Here is a 16,086-nt window from a genome sequence, read left to right on the forward strand (position 1 = left end):
ACTACTCCGCTAGCGTCAGCAGCGATTGCGCCATAGCTTCAGCGTTATACAAAATCGACATGGCACCGCCGTAACTCCAACTTGCCGCTACTGGGCTAAATTGACCATTACGAACGAAAGGCATGCTCTTCCAAACCGGAGAACGGTCTAACTTGTCTTGATATGGGAAAGGTTCAAAGTAAAGCGCAATGCCACCCTTGACGTTCTTAAGCTCGGTCATACGCTTTTGACTGATGCCCCACTGACTCGCAGGAAGATCCATCGCATTTTCAAAACCAAGCTTTTCAAGTGCATATTGCGGAATCGAGTTATCGCCGTAGATAAACACCGAAGTAGTACTCGCAAAACGGAAAGAGGTGACTTTCGGCTTGTCGCCCGGATACGCTTTGTCTAACTCAGCTTTTAAAACCGCGATACGTTCATCCATCGCAGCAAGTTTATTGTTCGCTTGCTCTTCTTTGCCAAGCAATTGACCTATCTTCTTAAAGTTCTCAATGGCAGCCGCTGCATTGTTGTGCTGGTCACTGTACGTTTGGTAGTAAAGTACGGGCGCAATTTCAGAAAGTCGCTCCTGAAGATCTTTCTGAGGAGAAGCGATAAGAATCACATCAGGGTTTAGCTTCTTCAAAGCAGAAAAATTAGGCTCAGTTCGAGTGCCAATATCCGCCACACCTTCTGGAATGGCAGGTTGAACAACCCAATCGGTATAACCTGCAATATCGGGCACTGCGACTGGCGTAACGCCGAGTTCAATCACTTGTTCAGCAATATCCCAGTTCAGCGCCGCGACTCTAATCGGTTGGGTTTCAAGGGTTTTAACGCCCTCGCTATCTTCGACTTGATAATCCGCCATTACATTAAACGATAACGTACTCGCTAAGATGGATAACGCGAGTTTTGTATTCAAGTTCTTTGCTTTAGAAAAATGGGAAGCTATTGGTTTTAAGCTCATATCTTTGCCTACTCAATCTAAATTCTATATTTCTTCAAACGACAAAAGCAGCCTTAACTAGGCTGCTTTCAAATTGATAACCCTAACCTAGTTAGAATTCATAGTTCACGCTTAGCTCTACAGACTGCTCAGCACCGAACCAACAGTTCGATTGGTCGTAACACGCGTAATATTCTTCATTGAAAATATTGTTCACGGCTAGGTTGGCAGTCGCACCAGATAAAGTCTCGCTTGCGGCACCTAAGTCATAACCTACAGATAGATCAACCACAGTGTAAGACGGCACTTTGCCTTGTGTATTACTCGCATCCATTTGCATTTCGCCAACGTAACGAGCGCCTGCGCTTAGTCGAGAGCCGGCTAGCATCCCTGTAAATACATTGTAGTTAGCCCACAAGTTCGCAGTATGTTCAGGTACATAGATTGGTGTAGTGCCCTCTAGACCATTGCTCGTATCTTCTGTTATTTCCATATCCACGTAAGTGTAAGCTGCGGCAATATCAAAGTTCTCAGTAGCAAACCAACGACCAGACACTTCAGCACCTTGTGATACCACTTCACCGACTTGAATTCTTGGCCCATAAACATTACTAGGGTCAGTCATTAACATGTCTTGCTTAGTGATATGGAAGAGAGAAACCGTTGCTTCTTTCGACATATCATCAGACAGGTACTTCACACCAATCTCAGCTTGCTGCGCCATTTCAGGATCAAATTCATTGCCACTCTTATCAACACCCGGAGCTGGCTCGAAACTGGTCGCGTAACTCGCAAATGGAGATAGACCATTATCAAGCTCATATAAACCACCTAGACGATAAGTAAATTGCTTGTGATCGGATTCATGTGCGTAATAATCGCTTTCTGATTTGTAATGGTCAAAACGCGCACCGGCAATAAGCACTAATGCATCTAAACGAACTTGGTCCTGAAGGTATAAACCAAGCTGACTTGATGTGGTGTCATCAAGATATTCACCAGTTTTAGTCACGTCACTACGATCAAGGAGATCATTGTTAGGGTTCAACGGGTCGAAGCTATTGAAACCACTTCCGTTAGCACTATAAGACGAGTAATTAACATCTCCATCCATGTTTTGGTAATCAACACCAACTAACACATTGTGTTCTATCGATCCGGCTTTAATAACACCGCTCAGTTGGTTATCAATGACAAAACCTTTAAAGCTCTCGTCCGTTGAGTACAACGCTCGCGATAATTGATTTGGTGTGCTCGGATCATAACTAAGATGGTAGGTATTCTCTTGGTACAGAGATGCATCGGTATAACGAGCATTTTGTAAGAAGGTCCAATTATCATTGAAGTCGTGGTTAATTTTATAACCAACCATCAACACTTCACGTTCAAACTTGCTCCAGTTCTTATCCCCCATCGAAACCGATGGATCACTCGCTTTCAATACATCCAAAGGCATTGCTGAGTTAATGCCCATTGAAGGATCGTTTTGGTAGTAAAGGTTGAAATTAATTAGTGTTTTGTCGCTTACTTGCCAATCTACAGAAGGAGCAATTAAATAGCGCTCTTCTTCAGCGTTATCAACTTGGCTATCTTGTTTACGAGCAAGTGCTATTAAACGGTAGGAGAAATCGCTGTCACCAAATTGTCCCGTCGTATCAATTGAAGCTTCTTGTAGGTTTCGTGAGCCCGTTGCAACGCCAACCTTCGTTGACTGTTCAGTTTGTGGCGTTTTAGCGATCATGTTCACCATACCGCCCGGTGGCATTGCACCGTACAGTACTGATGTTGGACCTTTAAAAATCTCAACTTGTTGCATTGCGATAGGATCAATCTGTGGCTGCAAGTTCCAACCATTCAAGAACTGAAGCGAAAGGCCATCGTAGTAGTTAACGTTGTTGGTGTTAAAACCACGGATAGAGTAAGAATCAAACATGGCTACAGATCCACCACGGTTTTCAGTTACAACACCAGGTGCATAACGAAGGGCTTGGTTCAAAGATTGAACACCTCGTTGCTCTAACTGTTCTTCATCAATAACCGTAATACCTTGAGGCGTCTCTTCAGGCTCAAGTGCCGACTTAGTCGCTGTATTACGATAGGCTTTGCCCATGATAGTGACAGTTTCGATATTCGAGTCTGCCGCTGTAACGGTTTCTTCCGCCAACGCTTGCGCTGAAAACGCAGTGAGCAACGCTACTGCAAGTGATGAATACTTAAAACGAGTGTGAGTGGTCATGATTCCCTCGGTACCAATGCTTAATATAAATAATAATAAATCTCATTTGCATTGTATGTATCTAGAGATGGGATAATTAACAATTTGGTGCAAATTAAAAAAGAACTTGGCCTAATTTTAATGAAAACCGGCCAATTGATGATTAAAAACACAATTGACCTTATTCAGTGGGAGGTTTTACAGAAAGAGGTTTCGTGGGGATATGATTACGATTTAATAATAGGAACCCAGTACTCCATTTCAGCATCTGATGCATGGGCTTGATAGCCAAATGGGTACACTTCGAGTTCATAGCCATCGACACCACGATAACCAGAACTCGGCAGCCAGTTAAGCACAAACCAGCTCAAGGTATGTCGCAAGTTTTCAATCGGCCCACAATGTTTAACCACAGCGTAGGTTTGCTTAGGGATGGTCAACACCTTCAATTTATCGGATATGATACTTGGTAATTGCGGGATGGAAATTCCGTCGTGAAGCTCAACACCAGCCCAATAGTGGATGTTGGTGCCATCAAAACAAGACTGAGTAAGATCAACGACGCCAATAAACTGAAGTATATTATCGTTTGGAATCGTAACTTCCTGTTCCAAGCGAGACCAAAGTTGAGGGACTTTCTCTGCAAAATCTTGTGTTAGTGAAAACAAGCCGCTGATTTCTGATGTCATGCCTTTAACAAGAAACGACTCTTTTTCATCAATGCGAACCTCAACAAAACTCAGAGCGCCTTTCTCTTCTGTACTCACGGTTTCAGATACTTGTATCGGCTTTCTTAGCCCAACTCTTTTGCCCGCTTTTCTATATTGGCTTGGGCTTGCCCCAAACATCTGCTTAAAGGAACGACTAAAACTAATTTCTGAGTTGAATCCAAGACCAAGTGCAACATCAATGACACGCTCTCTTCCATCAAGTAGCTCTTCGGCAGCCTGACTCAGCTTTAGCTCTCTCACATAGTTAGCCACAGTAAGCCCGGTTTCAGCTTGAAACACTCTTTGCAGTTGCCAGCGAGACCAACAGCTTTGTTTCGCAATATCTTCTAGCGATAATGTCGAGCTTAAGTTCGCATGGATATAAGCCAGAACGCGGCTGATACGATCAAATGCTGGTGTGTTCATATTCAAGCTTTCATATTCTCTATAGTAAGTAGCAAAAGATTAGGTTCACCAATAGTTTTATCATTTAAAAAGGCTTTTATCACTTAAAAATGTACAGCCTGCCCACACTTTATAAATCTCAAAAACGTCAAAAGCACCGAGTAGATGCTCCATTTTGTATGGTTATCCTCGATTATGTCCGTTATGATAACGCAACTGATTCTCATTTATTGATTTAAGATGCTTCCCCAACTGCACAATATTATCACTCGTCGGAAAGCCCCGTCTCTACATCAGAAAATCTTCGCTTACTCAAAAGAAGTTACCCCGTATTTAAGCGGAAGCTTTGGCGCACTTAATAGCAAGAGCATTGCGATAACAAATGAGAATAGCCATAAAGAACTCAAACGAGTTTACGATGGGCTTGCGCAAAGCCACCCTGAAGCAGGCAAAGCGTATTGGTTAACGCGTACGTGGGATCTCGTGTGCTGGCAGCCTATCTATGTGACCTTCATTTCTATCTATGGACTTCATTCACTGCCCGATATCAAGAACATCGGTCAGTTTAGATACAAAGAGTTCGTTACTGGCTATCGCTTTTTTAATGGTGATCATCAGCATGGTTCACCTGAAGAACTTATCCCACAGGCTGGTGAAGCCATTCTTACATTGACTGAATTTTATCGCAGCCAAATAAGTGAATGGACACGTATTCGCCCAGGATTTACCAATCATTTATTGGCCGATCTATTGTTAGGCAGTTTGATAAAACTTCAGCAGCACGAACCAAGCCTGACTAATGATTATATCACTGAGCAAGCTAAGCTTTGGTTAGAAGCATGCCAATTGCCTGAAAGTCATTTAGGCAGCCTTAAGGTCGATGCCCATTCAGGAATGCTAAAACTGATCAGAGTCAGTTGCTGCCTCGTTTATAAGTGCGATTCAAGAAAGTATTGCGACGATTGTCCTAGGCACCCTGACAACAAAAAAACGGCCAAATAACAACCACTATTTTAAAGACCAGTGCGACAAATTTGCTTTCATTAAGCATCGCTATTGGTCTCGATACAGGACCGACATGTTCCAGCTTTCAAACATCAACATCGTTCGAGACAACCGAACCATTCTCTCAGTTGACGATCTCACTATTCCGACCGATGAACTGACCGTAGTTCTTGGTCATAACGGTTCTGGTAAATCCACACTAGTAAACTTGCTATCAGGACAAATGTCACCGGATCACGGCACCGTTGAGTTCGAGGGATCTTCTCTTTCTTCACTCAAAAGCAAAGACTTAGCAAAAAAAATTGCCTATTTACCGCAAAAGCTTCCCGCTTCTGCAGGTTTAACCGTAGAAGAGTTAGTTCGTTTAGGGCGTTTCCCTTGGAGAGGCGCATTAGGCCGTTGGAACTCTGAAGATAAGTCGATCATTCAACAGGCAATGGAAAGAACCGGTGTCGCCGAGTTTTCACAGGCATTAGCGGATGATTTGTCAGGTGGTGAACGTCAACGCGCGTGGGTCTCTATGTTGCTGGCACAACAGTCACCAGTATTGATCCTCGACGAACCGACATCGGCACTGGATGTTCATCACCAGTTTCAACTTATGGGCCTGCTGTCTGAACTCAACAAAAAGGAAAACGTTGGGGTGATCGTCATCTTGCACGATTTGAACCTAGCGCTGCGTTACGCGACACACATTGTTGCGCTAAAAAAAGGGCAGATTGCATTTGAAGGCAGTGCCGACAAGTTGCTCGACGAACAAGCTTTGTCAGCACTGTATGAATCCCCTATTCGACTGATCGATCATCCAGTTCCAGCTAGCACAGCCGCAAGTGAGAAAGTTGCGGTGGTCTGCGAATAGCTCAGGCTTTCAAGCCAAGTACCATACCAAAAAACAAACACCCAACAAAAAAGGCCATTGAAATCGTAGAACTTCAATGGCCTTATTAGAATATCTACGCGCTAATTAAGCTGAGACTCTCTCGCTTCTTGGCTACTAAAGCCTCGTAAAATATTAAATAGAGTAATCAGTGTGAACACCATGATCACGATAGACAGGTGCCACGCTTCTCCTAACCCTAACTGAACCAGCCCCATACTCACCATAGAAGACACAACCATTTGACCTCCGCCAGACATCGCAGCTGCTGCGCCTGCGTTCTTCTTATAAGGCAACATCACTAATGCCTGAGCACAAGGTAGCGCAATACCATTACCAAGGATCATCAAGAACTGGCCAATCATTAGGTACAAAGGTTCAAGTGGACAGAAGAAAAGCCAAAATGCAGCAGAGATGTGTAAGACAGGTGTACAAAGTAGGGTTTTCTTATTCCCGAATATCGGACGAATACGGTTACACAGACTTGTACCACCAAGCATCCCTAATGCGGGAATGACCGCCCACATTGCGTATTCGTCTGACGTCATACCAATCTGATTTTGCATGATAAACGGCATCACTGACACAGTGGTGATCATCAAGCTAAAGTTAAGCCAGCCAATACTCGCAAAGCTCATAAAATAGCGAGAGGTTAACAACTCTTTGTATTGCGATATCATTTTCTTTGGCGAAGGAATAGCAGAGATCTGAGTGACGGTTTCCTTAAACTTGAATGCCAGCACAACCCAAGCTAATGAGACATAGCCAAGTAGCGATATGAACACCATGCTCCAGCCAAAATGGAAGTTAATAAAGCCGCCGATTACGGGCGCAATCAAAGGTGTAATAGACGCGACCATCGCAATGTAGGACATCGCCAAAGGCAAGTCTGCTCCACTGAATCTATCTCGTGTTGAAGCGCGAGCAAGTACAGCGCAGCAGCCAGTCCCTAAACCTTGAAGAAAACGTCCCATTACCATGCTAGTAAATGAATGGCTAAAGAAGATGATCATCAACAGCCCAAGCATGGCAATCAGCAAACCGGTTAGCAGTACTTTTTTACGTCCTAGCGCATCTGAAACTGGACCATAAATAAACTGAGATGGACCAAAACCTAACAAATAGACACTCACTAAGAGCTGAGCTTGCTCTAGCGAGACATCGAAGTCTTTCGCTATCCAAGGTAAAGAAGGAAACACCAACCCCATACTGAGTTGGCCGATACTGATGACCAAACACGCAAGTAGGATCGATTTAAAGTCAAATCGACGACTCATGATGTAAAGTATCCAATAGAACCGCTGTTTTGAGATCGAGTGGTTTGAGAATAGATAGCTTGAATATCTACCAGACAACGTAAAGACAGAGAAAATAACGAAAAAGTTGCAGGGTTAGTATTCATTGTGCTCCGAAAAATCGAATAGAGGATGGCAGGATAAACATACGTGAGCTTGTATAATCATACAATACTCGCTCAACTAAATATGTGAATAGTCACTTTTCATTTATCTTAACTATTTATTTGCCATAGCTACCTACTTGCCGGCCACAAACTAAACTAATACAACGTCATGACAATCAAGGGACTTCAATGAACACTCATCATCGTATTCTTTCCTGTGCTTTGGCACTCATCGTTTCAGGTCCAATGGCTTCAACTCCAGTATTTGCGTGGCAGGCAGAGAAGATCACTGACGGCCTCGAGATTCCATGGGGTCTCGCTTATATCGATGACGGTACTATGCTTCTCACAGAAAAAGCAGGCGTCATTAAACACGTTGATTTAAAGACAGGTGAGCAAAGCACACTGTTCAGGCTTCCCAATGTTTGGGCGAAAGGCCAAGGCGGTCTGTTGGATATCGCGCTCTCCCCTTTTGAACTTGGAAAGTTCTATGTCACTTACAGTAAAGACGTCGATGGTGAAGGCGTAACAACACTCGCTTCTGCCAGTTACACAAACAGTGAAGTGTCTAACTGGCAAGATGTATTTGTGTCTAAATCTAGAACGGATACAGGCCGTCACTTCGGTAGCCGCATCACCTTTGATGATAGCCATCTGTATTTTTCAATCGGTGATCGTGGTGACAGAGACAACGGCCAAAACACGCTGACTCATGCAGGCTCGATATTGAGATTGAATGCAGATGGAAGCACACCTAGCGACAACCCATTCACCGATAACGACAAGGTTCTCGACGAGATTTGGAGCTTTGGTCATCGCAATCCACAAGGGCTCTTTTACGACTTCCCCAATAAAAAGCTTTGGTCTATTGAACACGGGCCACGCGGTGGTGATGAAATTAACCTAATAAAAGCAGGTGCCAACTATGGGTGGCCTGTCACCTCACACGGAAAAGAGTATTGGGGCCCTATCAGCGTTGGCGAATCGGAAACCAAAGACGGCATTGAAGCGCCTAAGAAAGTCTATGTTCCTTCAATCGCTCCGGGCAGTTTGATCGTCTACCAAGGTGACAAATACCCTGAATTACAAGGCAAGCTGTTGGCAGGTGCACTTAAACTTACCCACATCAATATTGTGACAGTCAACGAACAAGGTGAGGCAATCAAAGAAGAACGTATTCTAGAGGACTTAGGTGAAAGAATAAGAGACATCGAAACCTCACCCCACGGCGACATTTTCTTCAGCACTGACAATGGCAATCTATATCGCCTGAAGAAGTAACAAGGTACGCAACCACACCGTAATTATAAGGTATGGTTGCGTCGGTTTATTTACCATTTAGTAGGACTCCAATCTAGCGAAACGTGTGCCGAACTCGCGGTTTGAAAACCTGACGTTGGTGGTGGTTATTTCAAAGGCCTCGACTTAGTGGTTACACGTATAAAGCCAGTGTAGTTACTCCAAATTTGTCATCAATTTTACCCACGTTTTTCACAAAAACGACAACAAATCACCATACTACTGTAACTCCATGATATTTAAGGAATGCAAAGTTTGACTGCCCCCAAATTTCTGCAACCTTTCGTTATGGATTCGATTGACTATCCCTTGATTTGATTTAGACTTCATCTCGGCTAGAAAGAAAGTTCTTTGTATATAAACATTTCGTTGGATTACTAGTAACCCCGTTGTGTTGTACGCAATAGCAATAAACTTTTCCACGCTATCAGTGCCACAATTGGCTCACTATAAAAATTAAATTTTAGGATATCATCATGTCTAACACAGTTACTGGTACAGTAAAATGGTTCAACGAAACTAAAGGCTTCGGCTTCATTCAACAAGAAAACGGTCCAGACGTATTCGCACACTTCTCTGCAATCACAGGCGACGGTTTCAAAACTCTTGCTGAAGGCCAAAAAGTTGAGTTCGTAGTATCTCAAGGTCAAAAAGGCCCACAAGCTGACAGCATCAAAGTACTTTAATTTAGTATTTTAAAGCTTTCTAAAAATAGCCAGCCTCTGCTGGCTATTTTTTTACCCGCTATTCTTAAATCTATTATTTACGTTCAGTATTCAAACGAGCGAAACCTGTATTCAACGTTGCCGCTAACGTGAACACATTCTTAGAAGCAACACCTATCCTCTATGAAATGAAACTCATCGGTAAGTCAGAGAAACGAACAAGACGCCCTACTCGATGCTTCTAGACTTCAGCATCTTGAGCTGTATGAGACTCAGCGAAGTGCGTGGTATTCAGTGGGAAGACTTAAACGAAGAACTTAGAACAGTGATCGTACGTGACCGAAAAGACCCACGAAAGAAAGAAGGTAACCATAGGGTCGTTCCTCTACTCGGTGAAGCATTCGATATTGTGATGAAACAAAAACGTAAAGGTGAGGTGATCTTCCCTTACAACCCTCGCTCAGTTGGTCGAGGCTTTGTTGAAGTGTGTCAAAAGGTTGGGATTGATAACCTACGCTATCATGACCTACGCCGTGAAGGTGCAAGCCGCTTGTTCGAAAAAGGCTTTACCATTGAGGAGGTTGCTCAAGTAACTGGTCATAGGAACCTAAATACCTTGTGGCAGGTTTATACCCAGCTGTTTCCGCATAAATTGCATGAACGTAAAATATAAAGAATATCCACTCAAAGGGAGCTGTTTGCGATCACAAACAACCTCCCTTCCCAATGATGTTCACACAAAACCTATCAAAGTTCTGCGCAAAAAAGGTAGAGGGACGAAGAGCCGCTCTGTGCCAGAATCAGTGCGCACTTCTCTCCAGCCATTGTTAATTTAACTCTCTGTTTCTCTTCTCGTTTTTCAAATTGATCGCCAAAGGATTTAAACCAGATGTTTGATATTTATAGGATACATAATTTGCAATTCTACTTTCATGGGTAGACATTATAATTTGATAACCCTTAAATTCCTCCCTTAATAATTGAATAAATGACGCCATATTAATATCATCCATACTTTGAATTGGGTCATCAATTAATAGCGTTTTTAACCCAGTAGGAAATACCTTATTCATAGCCAACATAAATGCAATAACAACTCCAGCTAGTTGGCCAGAACTCATTGTACTCCAAGCATCATGTTCAGCCCCGACACTTGAACAAAAGCGGTAATAACCATTGCTACTCAACTTATCTGGTGTTTCCAAAATAACACCACTGGCTGATACTCCTGATTCAATTCTTGTTTGCAATATCTTACTGCTAATATTGTAAAAAGGTATTTGTATTTTCTTAGCGATATCCTTCTCATAACGAGAAATGTTATTTTTATATATTTTACACCCTTCACCTAATGCGTTTAGAATATTTATATAGTTGGACAATTCTTTATCATACTCAGATATCTTATTATTAATCTCTTTGTACTTACTATTGTTCAATAGTTTTATTTTATTTTCCATGTACTTAATGTCATTCTTGACATTTTCTAATGATAAAGGCCAATCCCTAACTTCTGTATTCGCATCTACACCAATATGATCTAGTTTCCCCTTAATATCTTCAAATTTATCATCTACTTTAACTGAAAGATCGTTGTCTAAATTTTCTAACAACTTTCTAATTTCATTATATTTATTCTCAACAGAATAATCTGAAGATAATAAGCTAGGACAAGAATGTTCTCTATACTTAGGGAGGTTATCATCGAACCAAGTTTTAACTTTTAGCATCTCATCAAAACTATCTTTGCTAACCTGGCGCCCTCTCAATATTTCTTTGTAGTTATCATTAAAGTGACTATATTTGTCAAACCGGGCTTTACTTCGTTGAATAACAGGAGAAATTAAATTATCTATTATTTTTTCATAAGCAAGTTGTAAATTTTTTCCCGTATCTGTTTTAAGCTTTTCAAAAACAGATTTTTGCTCTATATATGCTTTGTTAATTTCGACCAAATCGTCATATGACTGCCCGCACAATGGACAATTGACGTCTTCTAAATGGTTCGAATACTCAATGATCTCTTCTTCTTCACCGAAGTACTTATTGAGTTTTTTAATCAGTGTTTCGCTTGAATTAGTGATGCTAGTTAAAACTTGTTCGGTTGTACTTTGGGCATTGACAAGAACATTATAATTATTGATAGCATCTTCATTTATCTCATATAGTCCTATGAAATATTTTTTTATTTTATTTAATAGATCCTCTGTAATATTTATTTCTTCAGATATATCTAATTTTTTCAGATCACTATAATCGTTGCATTTATTGATAGTGTTAGTAACCCAGTCGATATGATTGCTTAATGATTCAATATAAGAAAACCTTGGAGTTTTACTAAAAACAAGAAGATTTTCAACTAAACTTCGATTGTCATCCTTAAGAAATTTTTTAACTTCATATCTTTTTTTAATATTCGTCCATTTATCTCCCCCCTCACCGGTCAATATCTGCTTGCATTCCTCAAGCGAATCTTTATATTTACCGAGCTTTACAAGTGTTATTGTATTCTCATCTAGATGCTTTATCGTACTTCCAGATAAGTCAATCTCATCACTTACATTTTCATCGGTTATAAGTTCTTCAATCTCTAATTTCTTTCCGGTTTTTTCTTTTTCCAACTCAGTTATTTTAACTGAAACTACACTTTTCAATTCCTCTAGTTGATTTAACGATTCCTTTTCATCATTGATACCAAACAAGTGGCCTATTTGTTTAAATCTCGATTTTTCATCGAGCTTAAGAAAATGTAGTGATTCTTCTTGTTGAATATAATTAAACACAGTGAACATCTTATTCAACTCTTTGAAACCTAATGCTTCCTGTAACTGCTTATCTATATCATTATTTTCTTTTTCTATTTCATTAGGTATATCATCTACGTTATCCGGCCAACATTTCAAAAAACCTCGATAAATATGGTTAGACCATTCTTTATTTCTTCCTTTTTTAGCTTCTATATAAGACCCGATAATCAATCGATTATTATTATCGTCGATCAACTCTAAAACTACGAAAGCAGAAGCACCATCGACCCCATTCGTTGATATCAACATATTTTTGTTTTTTGTTTTTGTATCAATAATTTTAGATTCTTTAAACCTACTGACAGTACCAGTCAGAGCCACTTCAATTGCATCAAATATTGTTGTTTTACCAAATCCATTAGGGCCATCTAGAATAATTAAATCTTGATTTTCGAAATTGTATAAAAACTCTTCTGTATAAGATTTGAAATTTTTAACGAGTAAGCGACCAATTCTAAAATTATTCATTAGATATATTCCCTTGTAAATCGGCTAGCAATGCTTCTGCATCTAACTTAACATCAGACTCTTTCGATTTTGAAGCATATTTCAAAGCTGCTTCGTTAATATACTTAAGCCTTTTATCTAAGATTACTAGAGTACTATTGCCCTCGGTGTGCGAATTACTTGTCACACTGTATATTTCTGAATTTTTATCGATTTCACTATCGATCATATTCTGTAAAGAGTTAGATTCTGAACTTTGTACACTCAAGTGCAAAAATGGTAATTTTTCAAAAAGTTGGGCACATCCTGAATAATCAGTGTCACAATTTGGCTTACTCATGAATTGTTTAAACTTACTACTATTATTCATGCAATCTTGTAAATATTTGTTTACCTCAAAACCCACTGAATTTAATTCTTCATTCCCCAATCTATCTAAGAACTTAGAAGGGAGTAGTACAACTTGTTTTTTAAAAAAGTACTCATCTTCTTCTACTTCAGTTATTTTTGACAGCATCTTATCAATACCATCGACTTTCCGCATGAATAACAGTAAAGTTGTATTTTTCTCAAACTGATTGTCTATTTTTAAAACTGGCACATCATTTAACGGTTGTAAATCATTCTCCCCCGAATCGGAAAGCAAGCTATTTAGTTTCAACATTAAACCAGTTTGCATATCACGGTTTACAAAATTTAATTCAGAAGCTTGTATCTCTGCTAGTAAAAAATAATCACCAACATTACCTCTTCTAGCTAATATGATATTTTTTGATTCCAATGTTGCGATACTGTCTTTATCTAAACTTAACATACCAGCATTTAATTCTAATTCACGTAATAATTTAGAGAATATTTTTAGTAAATCACTATTCATTTAATTTTTCCTGTGCTAGTTCATAATGAACAAAAGTGATATCTTTAGGTGATGTTATATGTGATTTATCTATCACTTCATAGTCTAGTACGTTAGGTACTTCTACAAACTTTTCAAGGCGACCTGAAAATTCAGTATCTTTAGGTGAATCTATAACAATAAAATCAGTATCTTTATTTAGACAAATCAATTTATCTTTAAAGTCTACTTTGAGATTTTTAATAGCTTGACCCACAAGACGCTGGTTTGAACAATTAACACTGATAGTACTTGACCGAAAATTTTTACCATTTTTCGAGAACAAGACACAATCATCCTGTTCTATATGTAGATTTTCAAGAAAACTCAAAAAAACTGTACTAATATCATTTTCATCACCAATATACTGATGATAGTAGTTACTTTTATTGGATTTATCGAAAACTGATAAGTGTGGCTTTAATGCTTTTAAAAGAAATACTAACTTATCTTGTTTGATATATTTTTTATAAGTCGTTTTATAATGCCTACCGAGATTATTGCGTTCGACTACGTTTTCTTGACCTAATGAATCAAGTTGCCTTTGAAATGCATTCTCAAAGTTTTGACGACAAATCAGCTCCCAATAGTCATCCTTTGATTCATCGATAATCTCCATTCTTAGATATTTTAAAATGTCAGTGAAAGACAACTTTCGTTTTATTTTTTCACTTAGCCTTATCACTTTATCACTTTTTAGATCTTCATGCCTTTGTTCAACATATTTGTCAATTTTGTCTTTTATTGCAGCTACGTAAATACTCAATATACTGGTGGTGATATTAAGCCCTGGGTTTTCATGTTGCAAAATAGATTTAGACAAACAAATTAACTTATCATTCAACTCTTCATCATCAAGTGCTAAGTCGTACTCAGAGCTGTTGTCAAACGAACATATAATATTTTGATGTTTAAGTGTTCTTTTTGAATTTTTGTCTAGTTTTACTCCCGATTTTTTTATGTCGGTATAGTTTGACAGGTCTAAACTAGGAACAGTTATTTTTTTAGATGTATGAACATATACAGTTCCATTTGAGTATTGATTTTTTATCTTTATAAAATCATCTAAATAGTGATTGATGGCAGCTATTACATCAACGTTGTAACCATCTAGTTTCAAGATTATATTTTCTAACACAAATCGACTTTTATCGACAACTTCATCTTTGATCAACTTGTTGATTAGTCTTTCAATGTATTCTTTTTTGCTCAAGTCTTTGATGCTATCCTGAGAGAAATGAACAATATATTTAAATAAATCATTTTCTGATATACGACCTTGTTGCCTTGATAGGATAGTAACAATAGCGTCTATATAACTACTAAACTTATCATCATCATAATGCTTAACTTGATGATGGCTTTTGTAGCAATTATTTTTGAGTATAGAAAAATCCTCTAGCCACTCAAATTCAATACTATATTTATCACAGAAATCATTTATATCTTCCTTTCGATTAATAGCATCGCGAATAAGCTTTAAACATACATAAAGCCCTACTTTCCCTTGATAAGAAAAGCCGTTCCAAGATGCTGTTGCGTCAAATAATGGACTTTTAAATTGTGTGTCTTCCATTTGTGATTTATTAAATCCTATTGGGTAACATGTGAATTAGCCATATTTAAAGAATAAGTTACAATAGATTAAAATCTAAATCAGAAGTTGCTAACCCAACTCTGACTCTGTCTTTACTCCCATATATTTAGGAGCACACAGATAGCTATACTTGGAAATCTTACATTTAAGCTTCATTGAGTGTTTTCACTCACTAAGCTGACTTCCTTGATATTGCAAGTATTTATAACTCCCATCCTAGCTATTGATATTTTTCATTTTAGCTGACATAAAAAAGGCGACCCTTAGGCCGCCTTCGCTTTTCTAAATCACCGCCTTCATGACGGTGGTAACAACTTTCCCGATTACCGCGAACTCGTCGAGTTTCTCCTCATTCACGATAAACGAATCATATTCTTCTTTGTTGTCTGAGATGACGTTATAGCCCTCGGCCATGATGTCGTACTTCAGGCGTTTTATGTAAACGTGCTTACCAATACGAACAACATAAACACCATGCTTTACGGGGTGGTCGAGTTCTCGGGTATCGACTAATACTTCATCACCGTCACTCAAAGTGTCTTCCATTGAGTCGCCGTGGCAAATGATGATACGAGCATCTTCTTCTGTCAGGCCGAAACGTTTTAACCATAAGCAAGGCAGGAATTCGGTTCTAAGTTGATACTCGGTATCGTTTTGAGCACCAAACCCACAAGAGGCATAAACGTTGTACACGGGTACAGCGCACATATCGCCTATTTGAGAAGTGGCTTTCACAGACTTAACATTCGAAATCTCTGTGACATTGTCATCGATTATGTGATGAGAGTTACTTAACCAATTGTTTCTCATGTTTTTAATCATTCCAACATA

11 protein-coding genes and 2 pseudogenes are annotated in these 16,086 nt (G+C 39.4%); 5 read left to right on the forward strand and 8 right to left on the reverse strand.

All coding sequences use genetic code 11. The features are described 5' to 3' along the window. Position 1: 1 nt before the first annotated feature. The 3 genes from OW495_RS19330 to OW495_RS19340 all read right to left on the reverse strand — a co-directional run bounded on the left by OW495_RS19330 (position 2) and on the right by OW495_RS19340 (position 4,282). Positions 2 to 952 carry an iron-siderophore ABC transporter substrate-binding protein gene (locus OW495_RS19330; protein ID WP_076666641.1) on the reverse strand — a complete coding sequence of 317 codons (951 nt, stop codon included), beginning with the start codon at positions 950 to 952 and terminating at the stop codon, positions 2 to 4. 91 nt (positions 953 to 1,043) lie between these two features. After that, positions 1,044 to 3,167 (reverse strand): TonB-dependent siderophore receptor, encoded by a 2,124-nt coding sequence (locus OW495_RS19335; protein WP_076653996.1) that lies wholly within the window; start codon positions 3,165 to 3,167, stop codon positions 1,044 to 1,046. A 206-nt stretch (positions 3,168 to 3,373) separates the two neighbouring features. Beyond that, positions 3,374 to 4,282: an AraC family transcriptional regulator gene (locus OW495_RS19340; RefSeq protein ID WP_076666643.1), complete on the reverse strand. Its 909-nt coding sequence runs from the start codon at positions 4,280 to 4,282 to the stop codon at positions 3,374 to 3,376. Positions 4,283 to 4,501: 219 nt separating this feature from the next. On the opposite strand from OW495_RS19340, the gene OW495_RS19345 reads away from it, so the two are divergent. Continuing rightward, positions 4,502 to 5,263, forward strand: coding sequence for a siderophore ferric iron reductase (locus tag OW495_RS19345; RefSeq protein ID WP_076666645.1), 762 nt, complete (start codon positions 4,502 to 4,504; stop codon positions 5,261 to 5,263). A 76-nt stretch (positions 5,264 to 5,339) separates the two neighbouring features. Next, on the forward strand, positions 5,340 to 6,125 hold the full coding sequence (locus OW495_RS19350) for an ABC transporter ATP-binding protein (protein ID WP_076666647.1): 786 nt from the start codon (positions 5,340 to 5,342) through the stop codon (positions 6,123 to 6,125). 101 nt (positions 6,126 to 6,226) lie between these two features. On the opposite strand, the gene OW495_RS19355 is transcribed toward OW495_RS19350, so the two are convergent. Then, on the reverse strand, positions 6,227 to 7,420 hold the full coding sequence (locus tag OW495_RS19355; RefSeq protein ID WP_076666649.1) for a multidrug effflux MFS transporter: 1,194 nt from the start codon (positions 7,418 to 7,420) through the stop codon (positions 6,227 to 6,229). Between the two features lie 314 nt (positions 7,421 to 7,734). On the opposite strand from OW495_RS19355, the gene OW495_RS19360 reads away from it, so the two are divergent. From OW495_RS19360 to OW495_RS19370, 3 genes and pseudogenes are all read left to right on the forward strand, one after another. Continuing rightward, on the forward strand, positions 7,735 to 8,826 hold the full coding sequence (locus OW495_RS19360; protein WP_289887834.1) for a PQQ-dependent sugar dehydrogenase: 1,092 nt from the start codon (positions 7,735 to 7,737) through the stop codon (positions 8,824 to 8,826). 494 nt (positions 8,827 to 9,320) lie between these two features. Continuing rightward, on the forward strand, positions 9,321 to 9,530 hold the full coding sequence (locus OW495_RS19365; protein WP_010430417.1) for a cold-shock protein: 210 nt from the start codon (positions 9,321 to 9,323) through the stop codon (positions 9,528 to 9,530). 68 nt (positions 9,531 to 9,598) lie between these two features. Beyond that, positions 9,599 to 10,182 (forward strand): annotated as a pseudogene (locus OW495_RS19370) (site-specific integrase); the annotation flags it as partial. 154 nt (positions 10,183 to 10,336) lie between these two features. On the opposite strand, the gene OW495_RS19375 reads toward OW495_RS19370, so the two are convergent. From OW495_RS19375 to OW495_RS19390, 4 genes and pseudogenes are all read right to left on the reverse strand, one after another. Beyond that, positions 10,337 to 12,784: an AAA family ATPase gene (locus OW495_RS19375; protein ID WP_289887835.1), complete on the reverse strand. Its 2,448-nt coding sequence runs from the start codon at positions 12,782 to 12,784 to the stop codon at positions 10,337 to 10,339. After that, positions 12,777 to 13,640 carry an ABC-three component system middle component 1 gene (locus OW495_RS19380; protein ID WP_289887837.1) on the reverse strand — a complete coding sequence of 288 codons (864 nt, stop codon included), beginning with the start codon at positions 13,638 to 13,640 and terminating at the stop codon, positions 12,777 to 12,779. Before OW495_RS19380 ends, OW495_RS19375 begins: the two co-directional genes overlap by 8 nt. After that, positions 13,633 to 15,234 carry a hypothetical protein gene (locus tag OW495_RS19385; RefSeq protein ID WP_289887838.1) on the reverse strand — a complete coding sequence of 534 codons (1,602 nt, stop codon included), beginning with the start codon at positions 15,232 to 15,234 and terminating at the stop codon, positions 13,633 to 13,635. Before OW495_RS19385 ends, OW495_RS19380 begins: the two co-directional genes overlap by 8 nt. A 303-nt stretch (positions 15,235 to 15,537) precedes the next feature. Beyond that, positions 15,538 to 16,026, reverse strand: a pseudogene (locus tag OW495_RS19390) (S24 family peptidase); the annotation flags it as partial. Positions 16,027 to 16,086: the final 60 nt, after the last annotated feature.

This window comes from Vibrio sp. 14N.309.X.WAT.E.F5, assembly GCF_030397615.1.
Classification (GTDB): domain Bacteria; phylum Pseudomonadota; class Gammaproteobacteria; order Enterobacterales; family Vibrionaceae; genus Vibrio; species Vibrio lentus.